The 15433-nt window shown below is 40.8% G+C and carries 29 protein-coding genes; all 29 read left to right on the top strand.

Going from position 1 to position 15433, the window contains the following annotated elements; genetic code table 11:
• The first annotated feature begins 12 nt into the window (after nt 1-12).
• The 29 genes from rplD to ABKJ27_RS01115 all read left to right on the top strand — a co-directional run bounded on the left by rplD (nt 13) and on the right by ABKJ27_RS01115 (nt 15348).
• The gene (gene rplD, locus ABKJ27_RS00975) at nt 13-636 is read left to right on the top strand and encodes a 50S ribosomal protein L4 (RefSeq protein WP_000024549.1); all 624 of its coding nucleotides are present in this window, start codon (nt 13-15) and stop codon (nt 634-636) included.
• On the top strand, nt 636-932 hold the full coding sequence (locus tag ABKJ27_RS00980) for a 50S ribosomal protein L23 (RefSeq protein WP_001055347.1): 297 nt from the start codon (nt 636-638) through the stop codon (nt 930-932). Before rplD ends, ABKJ27_RS00980 begins: the two co-directional genes overlap by 1 nt.
• 17 nt (nt 933-949) lie before the next feature.
• On the top strand, nt 950-1783 hold the full coding sequence (gene rplB, locus ABKJ27_RS00985; protein ID WP_000512911.1) for a 50S ribosomal protein L2: 834 nt from the start codon (nt 950-952) through the stop codon (nt 1781-1783).
• 103 nt (nt 1784-1886) lie between these two features.
• The gene (gene rpsS, locus ABKJ27_RS00990; RefSeq protein WP_000533766.1) at nt 1887-2168 is read left to right on the top strand and encodes a 30S ribosomal protein S19; all 282 of its coding nucleotides are present in this window, start codon (nt 1887-1889) and stop codon (nt 2166-2168) included.
• Between the two features lie 11 nt (nt 2169-2179).
• Nucleotides 2180-2524, top strand: coding sequence for a 50S ribosomal protein L22 (rplV, locus tag ABKJ27_RS00995; protein ID WP_000818137.1), 345 nt, complete (start codon nt 2180-2182; stop codon nt 2522-2524).
• Between the two features lie 12 nt (nt 2525-2536).
• A complete protein-coding gene (gene rpsC / locus ABKJ27_RS01000; protein WP_000529936.1) occupies nt 2537-3190 on the top strand; it encodes a 30S ribosomal protein S3 in 654 nt (217 codons plus the stop codon).
• 3 nt (nt 3191-3193) lie between these two features.
• Complete coding sequence (gene rplP / locus ABKJ27_RS01005; RefSeq protein ID WP_000960946.1) at nt 3194-3607, top strand: 50S ribosomal protein L16; 414 nt, start codon at nt 3194-3196, stop codon at nt 3605-3607.
• A gap of 9 nt (nt 3608-3616) precedes the next feature.
• On the top strand, nt 3617-3823 hold the full coding sequence (gene rpmC / locus ABKJ27_RS01010) for a 50S ribosomal protein L29 (protein ID WP_000772918.1): 207 nt from the start codon (nt 3617-3619) through the stop codon (nt 3821-3823).
• A gap of 24 nt (nt 3824-3847) precedes the next feature.
• Nucleotides 3848-4108 (top strand): 30S ribosomal protein S17, encoded by a 261-nt coding sequence (gene rpsQ, locus ABKJ27_RS01015; RefSeq protein ID WP_000440801.1) that lies wholly within the window; start codon nt 3848-3850, stop codon nt 4106-4108.
• 25 nt (nt 4109-4133) lie between these two features.
• Nucleotides 4134-4502 (top strand): 50S ribosomal protein L14, encoded by a 369-nt coding sequence (gene rplN, locus ABKJ27_RS01020; protein WP_000616545.1) that lies wholly within the window; start codon nt 4134-4136, stop codon nt 4500-4502.
• 77 nt (nt 4503-4579) lie between these two features.
• The gene (gene rplX, locus ABKJ27_RS01025) at nt 4580-4885 is read left to right on the top strand and encodes a 50S ribosomal protein L24 (RefSeq protein WP_000497691.1); all 306 of its coding nucleotides are present in this window, start codon (nt 4580-4582) and stop codon (nt 4883-4885) included.
• Nucleotides 4886-4908: 23 nt separating this feature from the next.
• Nucleotides 4909-5451, top strand: a complete 543-nt coding sequence (gene rplE, locus ABKJ27_RS01030) for a 50S ribosomal protein L5 (RefSeq protein ID WP_000013542.1) — start codon at nt 4909-4911, stop codon at nt 5449-5451.
• Nucleotides 5452-5468: 17 nt separating this feature from the next.
• Nucleotides 5469-5654, top strand: a complete 186-nt coding sequence (locus tag ABKJ27_RS01035) for a type Z 30S ribosomal protein S14 (protein ID WP_001085697.1) — start codon at nt 5469-5471, stop codon at nt 5652-5654.
• A gap of 213 nt (nt 5655-5867) precedes the next feature.
• Nucleotides 5868-6266 carry a 30S ribosomal protein S8 gene (gene rpsH, locus ABKJ27_RS01040; RefSeq protein WP_000245504.1) on the top strand — a complete coding sequence of 133 codons (399 nt, stop codon included), beginning with the start codon at nt 5868-5870 and terminating at the stop codon, nt 6264-6266.
• 187 nt (nt 6267-6453) lie between these two features.
• On the top strand, nt 6454-6990 hold the full coding sequence (rplF, locus tag ABKJ27_RS01045; protein WP_000086624.1) for a 50S ribosomal protein L6: 537 nt from the start codon (nt 6454-6456) through the stop codon (nt 6988-6990).
• 83 nt (nt 6991-7073) lie between these two features.
• The gene (rplR, locus tag ABKJ27_RS01050) at nt 7074-7430 is read left to right on the top strand and encodes a 50S ribosomal protein L18 (RefSeq protein WP_000624044.1); all 357 of its coding nucleotides are present in this window, start codon (nt 7074-7076) and stop codon (nt 7428-7430) included.
• A 17-nt stretch (nt 7431-7447) separates the two neighbouring features.
• Entirely contained in the window at nt 7448-7942 is a 495-nt protein-coding gene (gene rpsE, locus ABKJ27_RS01055; RefSeq protein ID WP_000874202.1) for a 30S ribosomal protein S5, read from the top strand.
• A gap of 13 nt (nt 7943-7955) precedes the next feature.
• The gene (rpmD, locus tag ABKJ27_RS01060) at nt 7956-8138 is read left to right on the top strand and encodes a 50S ribosomal protein L30 (RefSeq protein WP_410011860.1); all 183 of its coding nucleotides are present in this window, start codon (nt 7956-7958) and stop codon (nt 8136-8138) included.
• Nucleotides 8139-8282: 144 nt separating this feature from the next.
• Complete coding sequence (gene rplO, locus ABKJ27_RS01065; RefSeq protein ID WP_000766087.1) at nt 8283-8723, top strand: 50S ribosomal protein L15; 441 nt, start codon at nt 8283-8285, stop codon at nt 8721-8723.
• 12 nt (nt 8724-8735) lie between these two features.
• The gene (gene secY, locus ABKJ27_RS01070) at nt 8736-10046 is read left to right on the top strand and encodes a preprotein translocase subunit SecY (protein WP_000465403.1); all 1311 of its coding nucleotides are present in this window, start codon (nt 8736-8738) and stop codon (nt 10044-10046) included.
• A gap of 149 nt (nt 10047-10195) precedes the next feature.
• Complete coding sequence (locus tag ABKJ27_RS01075; RefSeq protein ID WP_001050436.1) at nt 10196-10834, top strand: adenylate kinase; 639 nt, start codon at nt 10196-10198, stop codon at nt 10832-10834.
• Nucleotides 10835-10950: 116 nt separating this feature from the next.
• The gene (gene infA / locus ABKJ27_RS01080; RefSeq protein ID WP_001029883.1) at nt 10951-11169 is read left to right on the top strand and encodes a translation initiation factor IF-1; all 219 of its coding nucleotides are present in this window, start codon (nt 10951-10953) and stop codon (nt 11167-11169) included.
• A gap of 24 nt (nt 11170-11193) precedes the next feature.
• Nucleotides 11194-11310, top strand: a complete 117-nt coding sequence (gene rpmJ / locus ABKJ27_RS01085) for a 50S ribosomal protein L36 (protein WP_001808836.1) — start codon at nt 11194-11196, stop codon at nt 11308-11310.
• Nucleotides 11311-11327: 17 nt separating this feature from the next.
• Nucleotides 11328-11693 carry a 30S ribosomal protein S13 gene (rpsM, locus tag ABKJ27_RS01090; protein ID WP_000090781.1) on the top strand — a complete coding sequence of 122 codons (366 nt, stop codon included), beginning with the start codon at nt 11328-11330 and terminating at the stop codon, nt 11691-11693.
• Nucleotides 11694-11710: 17 nt separating this feature from the next.
• Nucleotides 11711-12094 carry a 30S ribosomal protein S11 gene (gene rpsK, locus ABKJ27_RS01095; RefSeq protein WP_001118385.1) on the top strand — a complete coding sequence of 128 codons (384 nt, stop codon included), beginning with the start codon at nt 11711-11713 and terminating at the stop codon, nt 12092-12094.
• Between the two features lie 42 nt (nt 12095-12136).
• Nucleotides 12137-13072 (top strand): DNA-directed RNA polymerase subunit alpha, encoded by a 936-nt coding sequence (locus ABKJ27_RS01100; protein WP_000568988.1) that lies wholly within the window; start codon nt 12137-12139, stop codon nt 13070-13072.
• An 11-nt stretch (nt 13073-13083) separates the two neighbouring features.
• Nucleotides 13084-13470, top strand: a complete 387-nt coding sequence (rplQ, locus tag ABKJ27_RS01105; protein ID WP_000331493.1) for a 50S ribosomal protein L17 — start codon at nt 13084-13086, stop codon at nt 13468-13470.
• 264 nt (nt 13471-13734) lie between these two features.
• Nucleotides 13735-14001 (top strand): ACT domain-containing protein, encoded by a 267-nt coding sequence (locus ABKJ27_RS01110; RefSeq protein ID WP_042901716.1) that lies wholly within the window; start codon nt 13735-13737, stop codon nt 13999-14001.
• Nucleotides 14002-14010: 9 nt separating this feature from the next.
• Nucleotides 14011-15348, top strand: coding sequence for a PFL family protein (locus ABKJ27_RS01115; protein ID WP_410011862.1), 1338 nt, complete (start codon nt 14011-14013; stop codon nt 15346-15348).
• Nucleotides 15349-15433: the final 85 nt, after the last annotated feature.

Consider the following 15433-nt stretch of genomic DNA (forward strand, 5'->3'; position numbering starts at 1 on the left):
AATACAGTCAAAATGGCAAATGTAACATTATTCGACCAAACTGGTAAACAAGCTGGCGAAGTTGTTCTTAACGATGCAATCTTTGGTATCGAACCAAACCAATCTGTTGTGTTTGATGTGATCATCAGCCAACGTGCTAGCCTTCGTCAAGGAACTCACGCAGTTAAAAACCGCTCAGCTGTTTCAGGTGGCGGACGCAAACCATGGCGTCAAAAAGGAACTGGACGTGCTCGTCAAGGTTCTATCCGCTCTCCACAATGGCGTGGTGGTGGAATCGTCTTCGGACCAACTCCACGTAGCTATGCGTACAAACTTCCTCAAAAAGTTCGTCGCCTTGCGCTTAAATCTGTTTACTCAGAAAAAGTTGCTGAAAATAAATTTGTAGCCGTTGATTCTCTTGAATTTACAGCTCCAAAAACTGCTGAATTTGCAAAAGTTCTTGCAGCTTTGAGCATCGATTCTAAAGTCCTTGTTATTCTTGAAGAAGGAAACGAATTCGCAGCTCTCTCAGCTCGTAACCTTCCAAACGTGAAAGTTGCGACTGCTACAACTGCAAGTGTTCTTGACATCGCAAATAGTGACAAACTTCTTGTTACTCAAGCAGCTATCTCTAAAATCGAGGAGGTTCTTGCATAATGAATTTGTATGATGTTATCAAAAAACCTGTCATCACTGAAAGCTCAATGGCTCAACTTGAAGCAGGAAAATATGTATTTGAAGTTGACACTCGTGCACACAAACTTTTGATCAAGCAAGCTGTTGAAGCTGCTTTCGAAGGTGTTAAAGTTGCCAACGTTAACACAATCAACGTAAAACCAAAAGCTAAACGTGTTGGACGTTACACTGGTTTTACTAACAAAACTAAAAAAGCTATCATCACACTTACAGCTGATTCAAAAGCAATCGAGTTGTTTGCTGCTGAAGCTGAATAATCTAAGGAGGAAATATCGTGGGAATTCGTGTTTATAAACCAACAACAAACGGTCGCCGTAATATGACTTCTTTGGATTTCGCTGAAATCACAACAAGCACTCCTGAAAAATCATTGCTTGTTGCATTGAAGAGCAAGGCTGGTCGTAACAACAACGGTCGTATCACAGTTCGTCACCAAGGTGGTGGACACAAACGTTTCTACCGTTTGGTTGACTTCAAACGTAACAAAGACAACGTTGAAGCAGTTGTTAAAACAATCGAGTACGATCCAAACCGTTCTGCAAACATCGCTCTTGTACACTACACTGACGGTGTGAAAGCATACATCATCGCTCCAAAAGGTCTTGAAGTTGGTCAACGTATCGTTTCAGGTCCAGAAGCAGATATCAAAGTCGGAAACGCTCTTCCACTTGCTAATATCCCAGTTGGTACTTTGATCCACAACATCGAGTTGAAACCAGGTCGTGGTGGTGAATTGGTACGTGCTGCTGGTGCATCTGCTCAAGTATTGGGTTCTGAAGGTAAATACGTTCTTGTTCGTCTTCAATCAGGTGAAGTTCGTATGATTCTTGGAACTTGCCGTGCTACAGTTGGTGTTGTCGGAAACGAACAACATGGACTTGTAAACCTTGGTAAAGCAGGACGTAGCCGTTGGAAAGGTATCCGCCCAACAGTTCGTGGTTCTGTAATGAACCCTAACGATCACCCACACGGTGGTGGTGAAGGTAAAGCACCAGTTGGTCGTAAAGCACCATCTACTCCATGGGGCAAACCTGCTCTTGGTCTTAAAACTCGTAACAAGAAAGCGAAATCTGACAAACTTATCGTTCGTCGTCGCAACGAGAAATAATATTAAACTAGTCGCTTAAGCAACTAGTAAATCCGCCAGCTCGGTAGCGCTCCATAGGAGCGCAAGCCGCTGTGGTACAACATTTAAAGGAGAAAATATAAAAATGGGACGCAGTCTTAAAAAAGGACCTTTCGTCGATGAGCATTTGATGAAAAAAGTTGAAGCTCAAGCTAACGACGAAAAGAAAAAAGTTATTAAAACTTGGTCACGTCGTTCAACGATCTTCCCAAGTTTCATTGGTTACACTATTGCAGTTTATGACGGACGTAAACACGTACCTGTTTACATTCAAGAAGACATGGTAGGTCACAAACTTGGTGAATTTGCACCAACTCGTACTTACAAAGGTCACGCTGCAGACGACAAGAAAACACGTAGAAAATAAGGAGAACATAAATGGCAGAAATTACTTCAGCTAAAGCAATGGCTCGTACAGTACGTGTTTCACCTCGTAAATCACGTCTTGTTCTTGATAACATCCGTGGTAAAAGCGTAGCCGATGCAATCGCAATCTTGACATTCACTCCAAACAAAGCTGCTGAAATCATCTTGAAAGTTTTGAACTCAGCTGTAGCTAACGCTGAAAACAACTTTGGTTTGGATAAAGCTAACTTGGTAGTATCTGAAGCATTCGCAAACGAAGGACCAACTATGAAACGTTTCCGTCCACGTGCGAAAGGTTCAGCTTCACCAATCAACAAACGTACAGCTCACATCACTGTAGCTGTTGCAGAAAAATAAGGAGGTAAAATCGTGGGTCAAAAAGTACATCCAATTGGTATGCGTGTCGGCATCATCCGTGATTGGGATGCCAAATGGTATGCTGAAAAAGAATACGCGGATTACCTTCATGAAGATCTTGCAATCCGTAAATTCGTTCAAAAAGAACTTGCTGACGCAGCAGTTTCAACTATCGAAATCGAACGCGCAGTAAACAAAGTTAACGTTTCACTTCACACTGCTAAACCAGGTATGGTTATCGGTAAAGGTGGTGCAAACGTTGATGCACTCCGTGCAAAACTTAACAAATTGACTGGAAAACAAGTACACATCAACATCATCGAAATCAAACAACCTGATTTGGATGCTCACCTTGTAGGTGAAGGTATTGCTCGTCAATTGGAGCAACGTGTTGCTTTCCGTCGTGCACAAAAACAAGCAATCCAACGTGCAATGCGTGCTGGAGCTAAAGGAATCAAAACTCAAGTATCAGGTCGTTTGAACGGTGCAGATATTGCCCGTGCTGAAGGATACTCTGAAGGAACTGTTCCACTTCACACACTTCGTGCAGATATCGATTACGCTTGGGAAGAAGCAGATACTACATACGGTAAACTTGGTGTTAAAGTATGGATCTACCGTGGTGAAGTTCTTCCAGCTCGCAAAAACACTAAAGGAGGTAAATAACCAATGTTAGTACCTAAACGTGTTAAACACCGTCGTGAATTCCGTGGAAAAATGCGCGGTGAAGCAAAAGGTGGAAAAGAAGTAGCATTCGGTGAATACGGTCTTCAAGCTACAACTAGCCACTGGATCACTAACCGCCAAATCGAAGCTGCTCGTATCGCCATGACTCGTTACATGAAACGTGGTGGTAAAGTTTGGATTAAAATCTTCCCACACAAATCATACACTGCTAAAGCTATCGGTGTGCGTATGGGATCTGGTAAAGGGGCACCTGAAGGTTGGGTAGCACCAGTTAAACGTGGTAAAGTGATGTTCGAAATCGCTGGTGTATCTGAAGAGATCGCTCGCGAAGCGCTTCGTCTTGCTAGCCACAAATTGCCAGTTAAATGTAAATTCGTAAAACGTGAAGCAGAATAAGGAGAAGGCATGAAACTTAATGAAGTAAAAGAATTTGTTAAAGAACTTCGTGGTCTTTCTCAAGAAGAACTCGCGAAGCGCGAAAACGAATTGAAAAAAGAATTGTTTGAACTTCGTTTCCAAGCTGCTACTGGTCAATTGGAACAAACAGCTCGCTTGAAAGAAGTTAAAAAACAAATCGCTCGTATCAAAACAGTTCAATCTGAAGCGAAATAATAGACTAGGGAAGGAGAAATTTCAATGGAACGCAATAATCGTAAAGTTCTTGTTGGACGTGTTGTATCTGACAAAATGGACAAGACAATCACAGTTGTAGTTGAAACAAAACGTAACCACCCAGTCTATGGTAAACGTATTAACTACTCTAAAAAATACAAAGCTCATGATGAAAACAATGTTGCCAAAGAAGGCGATATCGTACGTATCATGGAAACTCGTCCGCTTTCAGCTACAAAACGTTTCCGTCTTGTAGAAGTTGTTGAAGAAGCGGTCATCATCTAATCAAACCTGAAAGGAGAAAACTGAAATGATTCAAACAGAAACTCGTTTGAAAGTCGCAGACAACAGCGGTGCTCGCGAAATCTTGACTATCAAAGTTCTTGGTGGTTCAGGACGTAAATTTGCAAACATCGGTGATGTTATCGTGGCATCTGTAAAACAAGCTACTCCTGGTGGTGCGGTTAAAAAAGGTGACGTTGTAAAAGCAGTTATCGTTCGTACTAAATCAGGTGCTCGTCGTGCTGATGGTTCATACATCAAATTTGACGAAAACGCAGCAGTTATCATCCGTGAAGACAAAACTCCTCGCGGAACACGTATCTTTGGCCCAGTTGCACGTGAATTGCGTGAAGGTGGCTTCATGAAGATCGTGTCACTTGCTCCAGAAGTACTTTAATTTTTAGAAACAAACTAGTCCCCTAGCTTCAAGCTAGGGTGCCCTTATGGGCGTAAGAAAAATCAAGGAGAAACCTAATGTTTGTAAAAAAAGGCGACAAAGTTCGCGTAATCGCTGGTAAAGATAAGGGAACAGAAGCTGTTGTCCTTACTGCCCTTCCAAAAGTAAACAAAGTTATCGTTGAAGGTGTTAACATCGTTAAGAAACACCAACGTCCAACTAACGAGCTTCCTCAAGGTGGGATCATCGAGAAAGAAGCAGCTATCCACGTATCAAACGTTCAAGTTTTGGACAAAAATGGTGTAGCTGGTCGTGTTGGTTACAAATTTGTAGACGGTAAAAAAGTTCGCTACAACAAAAAATCAGGCGAAGTGCTTGATTAATCACGAAGGAAAGGAGAAGTATAATGGCAAATCGTTTAAAAGAAAAATATCTTAATGAAGTAGTTCCTGCTTTGACAGAACAATTCAACTACTCATCAGTGATGGCTGTGCCTAAAGTAGATAAGATCGTTTTGAACATGGGTGTTGGTGAAGCTGTATCAAACGCTAAAAGCCTTGAAAAAGCTGCTGAAGAATTGGCACTTATCTCAGGTCAAAAACCACTTATCACTAAAGCTAAAAAATCAATCGCCGGCTTCCGTCTTCGTGAAGGTGTTGCGATCGGTGCAAAAGTTACCCTTCGTGGTGAACGTATGTACGAATTCTTGGATAAATTGGTTTCAGTTTCACTTCCACGTGTACGTGACTTCCACGGTGTTCCAACAAAATCATTTGATGGACGCGGAAACTACACACTTGGTGTGAAAGAACAATTGATCTTCCCAGAAATCAACTTCGATGACGTTGACAAAACTCGTGGTCTTGACATCGTTATCGTAACAACTGCTAACACTGACGAAGAGTCACGTGCATTGCTTACAGGCCTTGGAATGCCTTTTGCAAAATAATATAGGAGGTAAATCTAATGGCTAAAAAATCAATGATTGCTAAGAACAAACGTCCAGCGAAGTTCTCTACTCAAGCTTATACTCGTTGTGAAAAATGTGGTCGTCCACATTCAGTTTACCGCAAATTTAAACTTTGCCGTGTTTGCTTCCGTGAATTAGCTTACAAAGGACAAATCCCTGGTGTAACAAAAGCATCTTGGTAATATCATGATACAAAGAGCGTAACAACCACAGCAAAAATAGGAAATTTGGTGTAGGAGCGATGCTCCAAAACAAATTTATCTTTTTTGCCCAGGTTGTAGCTCGTGTTCAAATAAGAGTTTTCTCATTTGAATGTATCAATACTATCTGAGCCTAGCTCAATCATTAACTAGCAAGTGCAACTTGCAAACTACTAGTAAGAGGAGAAAAACAAAATGGTTATGACTGACCCAATCGCAGACTTCCTAACTCGTATTCGTAACGCTAACCAAGCTAAACACGAAGTACTTGAAGTACCTGCATCAAACATCAAAAAAGGGATTGCTGAAATCCTTAAACGCGAAGGTTTTGTAAAAAACGTTGAAATCATCGAAGATGACAAACAAGGCATCATCCGTGTATTTCTTAAATACGGACCAAACGGTGAAAAAGTTATCACTAATTTGAAACGTGTTTCTAAACCAGGACTTCGTGTCTACAAAAAACGTGAAGACCTTCCAAAAGTTCTTAATGGACTTGGAATTGCTATCCTTTCAACTTCTGAAGGTTTGCTTACTGATAAAGAAGCACGCCAAAAGAATGTTGGTGGAGAAGTTATCGCTTACGTTTGGTAATATTTAGCTCCCAATTTCTTTGTGACTCTTCGTTATCGTCTCTTGCCTAACCCAAAGTTATGCCTGCGAGACGATGCCTAGATTCACTTTGAAATTGAAACCTAAATGTTCCTTTAAATCGAGAAATCGATTGACCCCCGTGAAAACTGGCCTTTCTGGCCTGACAATTTAACAGGAGAAAATAAACATGTCACGTATTGGTAATAAAGTTATCGTGTTGCCTGCTGGTGTTGAAATCACTAACAATGACAACGTTGTAACTGTAAAAGGACCTAAAGGAGAACTTACTCGTGAGTTCTCAAAAGATATTGAAATCCGTGTGGAAGGTACAGAAGTAACTCTTCACCGTCCAAACGATTCAAAAGAAATGAAAACTATCCACGGAACTACTCGTGCCCTTTTGAACAACATGGTTATTGGTGTATCAGAAGGATTCAAGAAAGAACTTGAAATGCGCGGGGTTGGTTACCGTGCACAACTTCAAGGATCTAAACTTGTTTTGGCTGTTGGTAAATCACATCCAGATGAAGTTGAAGCTCCAGAAGGAATTACTTTTGAACTTCCAAACCCAACAACAATCGTTGTTAGCGGAATTTCAAAAGAAGTGGTTGGTCAAACAGCTGCTTACGTACGTAGCCTTCGTTCACCAGAACCATATAAAGGTAAAGGTATCCGTTACGTTGGTGAATTCGTTCGCCGTAAAGAAGGTAAAACAGGTAAATAATGTTGAGTGGTTGAATCTCAACCATCAACCTATTTTCCAACTTTGTGCATAGCACACGATTTAAAACTAAAGAGGTGAAAACTGTGATTTCAAAACCAGATAAAAACAAACTCCGCCAAAAACGCCACCGTCGCGTTCGCGGAAAACTCTCTGGAACTGCTGATCGCCCACGTTTGAACGTATTCCGTTCTAATACAGGCATCTACGCTCAAGTGATTGATGACGTAGCGGGTGTAACGCTCGCAAGTGCTTCAACTCTTGACAAAGAAGTTTCAAAAGGAACTAAAACTGAACAAGCCGTTGCTGTCGGTAAACTCGTTGCAGAACGTGCAAACGCTAAAGGTATTTCAGAAGTGGTGTTCGACCGCGGTGGATATCTATATCACGGACGTGTGAAAGCTTTGGCTGATGCAGCTCGTGAAAACGGATTGAAATTCTAATAGGAGGACACTAGAAAATGGCATTTAAAGACAATGCAGTTGAATTAGAAGAACGCGTAGTTGCTGTCAACCGTGTTACAAAAGTTGTTAAAGGTGGACGTCGTCTTCGTTTCGCAGCTCTTGTTGTTGTTGGTGACCACAACGGTCGCGTAGGATTTGGTACTGGTAAAGCTCAAGAAGTTCCAGAAGCAATCCGTAAAGCAGTAGATGATGCTAAGAAAAACTTGATCGAAGTTCCTATGGTTGGAACAACAATCCCACACGAAGTTCTTTCAGAATTCGGTGGAGCTAAAGTATTGTTGAAACCTGCTGTAGAAGGTTCTGGAGTTGCCGCTGGTGGTGCAGTTCGTGCCGTTGTGGAATTGGCAGGTGTGGCAGATATTACATCTAAATCACTTGGTTCTAACACTCCAATCAACATTGTTCGTGCAACTGTTGAAGGTTTGAAACAATTGAAACGCGCTGAAGAAGTTGCTGCCCTTCGTGGTATTTCAGTTTCTGATTTGGCATAAGAAAGGGGATAAAATGGCTCAAATTAAAATTACTTTGACTAAGTCTCCAATCGGACGCATTCCATCACAACGTAAAACTGTTGAAGCACTTGGACTTGGCAAATTGAACAGCTCTGTTATTAAAGAAGATAACGCTGCTATCCGTGGTATGATCACTGCAGTATCTCACTTGGTAACAGTTGAAGAAGTAAACTAATGAATTTTTAGGGGATGTGCACTATACCATCCCCTAAAACTAGATATAGTCATCTATGATGACGTCGTATAGGCGAGTTGATGGGGGAGACAACCTTTTCTCCCTTATCGGCGCTAGCATTTTACAAAAGAGGAGAAAATAAAAATGAAACTTCATGAATTGAAACCTGCAGAAGGTTCTCGTAAAGTACGTAACCGCGTTGGTCGTGGTACTTCATCAGGTAACGGTAAAACATCTGGTCGTGGTCAAAAAGGTCAAAAAGCTCGTAGCGGTGGCGGAGTTCGCCTTGGTTTTGAAGGTGGACAAACTCCATTGTTCCGTCGTCTTCCAAAACGTGGATTCACTAACATCAACGCTAAAGAATACGCAATTGTGAACCTTGACCAATTGAACGTCTTTGAAGATGGTGCTGAAGTTACTCCAGTTGTTCTTATCGAAGCAGGAATTGTTAAAGCTGAAAAATCAGGTATTAAAATTCTTGGTAACGGTGAGTTGACTAAGAAATTGACTGTGAAAGCAGCTAAATTCTCTAAATCAGCTGAAGAAGCTATCACTGCTAAAGGTGGTTCAGTAGAAGTCATCTAAGAGAGGTGACCTATGTTTTTTAAATTATTAAGAGAAGCTCTTAAAGTCAAGCAGGTTCGATCAAAAATTTTATTCACAATTTTTATCGTTTTGGTCTTTCGTATCGGAACTAGCATTACAGTTCCTGGTGTGAATGCCAATAGCTTGAATGCTTTAAGTGGATTATCCTTCTTAAACATGTTGAGCTTGGTGTCAGGGAATGCCATGAAAAACTTCTCAGTTTTTGCTCTTGGTGTTAGCCCCTACATTACGGCCTCTATCGTTGTCCAACTCTTGCAAATGGATATTTTACCCAAATTTGTAGAGTGGGGTAAACAAGGGGAAGTAGGTCGAAGAAAATTAAATCAAGCTACTCGTTATATTGCTCTTGTTCTAGCCTTTGTGCAATCGATCGGGATTACAGCTGGTTTTAATACTTTGGCTGGAGCTCAATTGTTGAAAACAGCTCTTACTCCACAAGTCTTTATCATGATTGGTATCATCTTAACAGCTGGTAGTATGATTGTGACTTGGTTGGGAGAGCAAATTACAGATAAGGGATACGGAAATGGTGTTTCTATGATTATCTTTGCCGGGATTGTTGCCTCAATTCCAGAGATGATTCAGGGCATCTATGTGGACTACTTTGTGAACGTCCCAAGTAGCCGTATCAACTCATCCATCATTTTCGTAATCATTTTGATTATTACTGTATTGTTGATCATTTATTTTACAACTTATGTTCAACAAGCAGAATACAAAATTCCAATCCAATATACTAAGGTTGCACAAGGTGCTCCATCTAGCTCTTACCTTCCTTTGAAGGTAAACCCTGCTGGAGTTATCCCTGTTATCTTTGCAAGTTCGATTACTGCAGCGCCTGCGGCTATTCTTCAGTTTTTGAGTGCTACAGGTCATGATTGGGCTTGGGTAAGAACAGCACAAGAAATGCTGGCAACAACTTCACCAACTGGTATTGCTATGTATGCTTTATTGATTATTCTCTTTACATTCTTCTATACGTTTGTACAGATTAATCCTGAAAAAGCGGCAGAGAATCTACAAAAGAGCGGTGCCTATATCCACGGAGTTCGTCCTGGTAAAGGTACAGAAGAATATATGTCTAAACTTCTTCGTCGTCTTGCAACTGTTGGTTCTCTCTTCCTTGGTGTGATTTCTATTTTACCGATCGTAGCAAAAGATGTTTTCGGACTTTCAGAAGCAGTTGCTTTTGGAGGAACCAGTCTTTTGATCATTATCTCTACAGGTATTGAAGGAATCAAACAATTGGAAGGCTACCTATTGAAACGTAAGTATGTTGGTTTCATGGACAGAACAGAATAAAAGTAATTACTGAATCAGTAATTACTGAGGGAGTGGAGGTTTAACTCTAACATTTGTGAGAGTTTGGTCTCCCCTCTTCTATTTTGTTTTTAAATAGGGGTGAAAAGACTTTTTGCTTCTATTTAAAAATAAAATAAGGAGATCAAATCATGAATCTTTTGATTATGGGCTTACCTGGTGCAGGTAAGGGAACTCAAGCAGCAAAAATCGTAGAACAATTCCATGTTGCACATATCTCAACAGGTGATATGTTCCGCGCTGCAATGGCAAATCAAACTGAAATGGGTGTTCTTGCTAAGTCATACATTGACAAGGGTGAATTGGTTCCTGACGAAGTTACAAATGGAATCGTAAAAGAACGTCTTTCACAAGATGATATTAAAGAAACAGGATTCTTGTTGGATGGTTACCCACGTACAATCGAACAAGCTCATGCCTTGGACAAAACATTGGCTGAACTTGGCATCGAACTAGAAGGTGTTATCAACATAGAAGTGAATCCAGATAGCCTCTTGGAACGTTTGAGTGGTCGTATCATCCACCGCGTAACTGGAGAAACTTTCCACAAGGTCTTTAACCCACCAGTTGACTATAAAGAAGAAGATTACTACCAACGTGAAGATGATAAGCCTGAGACAGTCAAACGTCGTTTGGATGTGAATATTGCTCAAGGGGAACCAATCATTGCTCACTACCGTGCCAAAGGTTTGGTTCATGACATCGAAGGTAATCAAGATATCAATGATGTCTTCTCAGATATCGAAAAAGTATTGACAAATTTGAAATAAAGCGTTTTTCACACTTGCAAAAATCCGCTACAAATGTTATACTGAGATAGTCTGACTTATAATTGTTGTCTCTGTGTCTAGAGGCATCGAATCGAAATTTATGGAGGTGCTTTTGCGTGGCAAAAGACGATGTGATTGAAGTTGAAGGCAAAGTAGTTGATACAATGCCGAATGCAATGTTTACGGTTGAACTTGAAAATGGACATCAGATTTTAGCAACAGTTTCTGGTAAAATTCGTAAAAACTATATTCGTATTTTAGCGGGAGATCGTGTTACTGTCGAAATGAGTCCATATGACTTGACACGTGGACGTATCACTTACCGCTTTAAATAATCGAAAAACTTGGAGGGATAAGAAATGAAAGTAAGACCATCGGTCAAACCAATTTGCGAATACTGTAAAGTTATTCGTCGTAATGGTCGTGTTATGGTAATTTGCCCAGCAAATCCAAAACACAAACAACGTCAAGGATAAGATAGAAAGGAGAAAACATGGCTCGTATTGCTGGAGTTGACATTCCAAATGACAAACGCGTAGTAATCTCATTGACTTATGTTTATGGTATCGGACTTGCAACATCTAAGAAAATTTTGGCTGCTGCTGGAATCTCAGAAGATGTTCGTGTACGTGATCTTACATCAGATCAAGAAGATGCTATCCGTCGTGAAGTGGATGCAATCAAAGTTGAAGGTGACCTTCGTCGTGAAGTAAACTTGAACATCAAACGTTTGATGGAAATCGGTTCATACCGTGGTATCCGTCACCGTCGTGGACTTCCTGTCCGTGGACAAAACACTAAAAACAACGCTCGCACTCGTAAAGGTAAAGCTGTTGCGATTGCTGGTAAGAAAAAATAATATAGGAGGTAAAAGTCTTGGCTAAACCAACACGTAAACGTCGTGTGAAAAAGAATATCGAATCTGGTATTGCTCATATTCACGCTACATTTAATAACACTATTGTTATGATTACTGATGTGCATGGTAATGCAATTGCTTGGTCATCAGCTGGTGCTCTTGGTTTCAAAGGTTCTCGTAAATCTACACCATTCGCTGCTCAAATGGCTTCTGAAGCTGCTGCTAAATCTGCACAAGAACACGGTCTTAAATCAGTTGAAGTTACTGTAAAAGGTCCAGGTTCTGGTCGTGAGTCAGCTATTCGTGCGCTTGCTGCCGCTGGTCTTGAAGTAACAGCAATTCGTGATGTGACTCCAGTGCCACACAATGGTGCTCGTCCTCCAAAACGTCGCCGTGTATAATCATCGCATTACACTGCTTTTCGTTTAAGAGGGAGTAACTAAATGATCGAGTTTGAAAAACCAAATATAACAAAAATTGATGAAAATAAAGATTATGGCAAGTTTGTAATCGAACCACTTGAACGTGGCTACGGTACAACTCTTGGTAACTCTCTTCGTCGTGTACTTCTAGCTTCTCTACCAGGAGCAGCTGTGACATCTATCAATATTGATGGTGTGTTGCATGAGTTTGACACAGTTCCAGGTGTTCGTGAAGACGTGATGCAAATCATTCTGAACATTAAAGGAATTGCAGTGAAATCGTACGTTGAAGACGAAAAAATCATCGAACTAGATGTTGAAGGTCCTGCTGAAGTAACAGCTGGTGACATTTTGACAGATAGCGATATTGAAATTGTAAATCCAGATCATTATCTCTTTACAATCGGTGAAGGTTCTTCTCTAAAAGCGACTATGACTGTTAACAGTGGTCGTGGATATGTACCTGCCGATGAAAATAAAAAGGATAATGCACCAGTTGGAACACTTGCTGTAGATTCTATTTATACACCAGTTACAAAAGTCAACTATCAAGTGGAACCTGCTCGTGTAGGTAGCAATGATGGATTTGACAAATTAACCCTTGAAATCTTGACAAATGGAACAATTATTCCAGAAGATGCTTTAGGGCTTTCAGCACGTATTTTGACAGAACATCTTGATTTGTTTACAAATCTTACTGAGATTGCTAAGTCAACTGAAGTGATGAAAGAAGCTGATACTGAATCTGACGACCGTATTTTGGATCGTACGATTGAGGAACTGGACTTGTCTGTGCGTTCATACAACTGTTTGAAACGTGCCGGTATCAATACTGTGCATGATTTGACAGAAAAATCTGAAGCAGAGATGATGAAAGTACGAAATCTTGGACGCAAGAGTTTGGAAGAAGTGAAACTCAAACTCATTGATTTGGGTCTTGGATTAAAAGATAAATAAAGGAGGAATACATGGCTTACCGTAAACTAGGACGCACTAGCTCACAACGTAAAGCAATGCTTCGCGATTTGACAACTGACCTTTTGATCAACGAATCAATCGTGACAACTGAAGCTCGTGCTAAAGAAATCCGTAAAACTGTTGAAAAAATGATTACTCTAGGTAAACGTGGTGATTTGCATGCACGTCGTCAAGCAGCTGCTTTCGTACGTAATGAAATCGCATCTGAAAACTATGATGAAGCAACTGATAAGTACACTTCTACTACAGCACTTCAAAAATTGTTCTCAGAAATTGCACCTCGTTATGCTGAACGTAACGGTGGATACACTCGTATCCTTAAAACTGAACCACGTCGTGGTGATGCAGCGCCAATGGCGATCATCGAATTAGTATAAAATCATCAATTTTGTTGAGTGTTATGATGATGGAGTCTTGTGCTCTTAGTCTAGCTCTGGTCTACCGCTAGGATCTCGGTCCTAGCGGGAACACTCATCATAAGTTGGGATAGTAGACGCTTGTTTACGAAATTGTTTTTTTCTTAAGAACAACTTCGTAAGCAGGCGTTTTTGAGTATTTTAGTTAGAATTATGCTATACTATTTGAAAAGAATCCTGTTTAATGTTCAGGTTTCCTATTAAAAGAAGAATTGGAGTTTGCTTATGAAAGCGATTATAACTGTTGTTGGTAAAGATAAATCTGGAATTGTTGCAGGTGTTTCTGGTAAAATTGCAGAATTGGGTTTGAATATTGATGATATCTCTCAAACTGTTTTGGATGAATATTTCACGATGATGGCTGTTGTATCTAGTGATAAAAAGCAGGATTTTACTTATCTACGAAATGAGTTTGAAACTTTTGGGCAAACTTTGAATGTGAAAATCAATATTCAGAGTGCAGCGATTTTCGAAGCTATGTATAATATCTAGGAGGTTATCATGGATATTAGACAAGTTACTGAAACCATCGCCATGATTGAGGAGCAAAACTTCGATATCAGAACTATTACCATGGGGATTTCCCTTTTGGACTGTATTGATCCAGATATCAATCGTGCTGCGGAGAAAATTTATCAAAAGATTACGACCAAGGCGGCTAATTTAGTGGCTGTTGGCGATGAAATTGCAGCTGAGTTGGGAATTCCTATTGTTAATAAGCGTGTATCGGTGACTCCTATTTCTCTGATTGGGGCAGCTACAGATGCGACCGACTACGTGGTTTTGGCAAAAGCGCTTGATAAGGCTGCGAAAGAGATTGGTGTGGATTTTATTGGTGGTTTCTCTGCCTTGGTACAAAAAGGTTATCAAAAGGGAGATGAGATTCTCATCAATTCTATTCCTCGCGCTTTGGCTGAAACGGATAAGGTCTGCTCGTCAGTCAATATCGGCTCAACCAAGTCTGGTATTAATATGACGGCTGTGGCAGATATGGGACGTATTATCAAGGGAACGGCTAATCTATCAGATATGGGAGCGGCCAAGTTGGTTGTATTCGCTAATGCTGTTGAGGACAATCCGTTTATGGCGGGTGCTTTCCATGGTGTTGGGGAAGCAGATGTTATCATCAATGTCGGAGTTTCTGGTCCTGGTGTGGTCAAGCGTGCCTTGGAAAAAGTTCGTGGAGAGAGTTTTGATGTAGTAGCAGAAACGGTCAAGAAGACTGCCTTTAAGATCACTCGTATTGGTCAATTGGTTGGTCAGATGGCCAGTGAGAGACTGGGTGTGGAGTTTGGTATTGTGGACTTGAGTTTGGCACCAACACCTGCTGTTGGAGATTCTGTAGCACGTGTCCTTGAGGAAATGGGGCTAGAGACAGTTGGAACACACGGAACGACGGCTGCCTTGGCTCTCTTGAACGACCAAGTTAAGAAAGGCGGAGTGATGGCCTGCAACCAAGTCGGTGGTTTGTCTGGTGCCTTTATCCCTGTTTCTGAGGATGAGGGAATGATTGCTGCAGTGCAAAATGGCTCTCTTAATTTGGAAAAACTAGAAGCTATGACGGCTATCTGTTCTGTTGGTTTGGATATGATTGCTATTCCGGAGGATACACCTGCTGAAACCATTGCAGCTATGATTGCAGATGAGGCTGCAATTGGTGTCATTAACATGAAAACAACAGCTGTTCGTATCATTCCAAAAGGAAAAGAAGGCGATATGATTGAGTTTGGTGGTCTTCTTGGTACAGCTCCAGTTATGAAGGTCAATGGGGCTTCGTCTGTTGATTTCATCTCTCGTGGAGGACAAATCCCAGCACCAATTCATAGTTTTAAAAATTAAGAAAATAGGAGAAATTTTAAGTTCTATTTAAGGTTGGATGTGTATACTATAATCATTAAATAAAGACCTCCTAATATTATTTGAA

Source organism: Streptococcus sp. KHUD_011 (assembly GCF_046352925.1).
In the GTDB taxonomy this organism is placed as follows: domain Bacteria; phylum Bacillota; class Bacilli; order Lactobacillales; family Streptococcaceae; genus Streptococcus.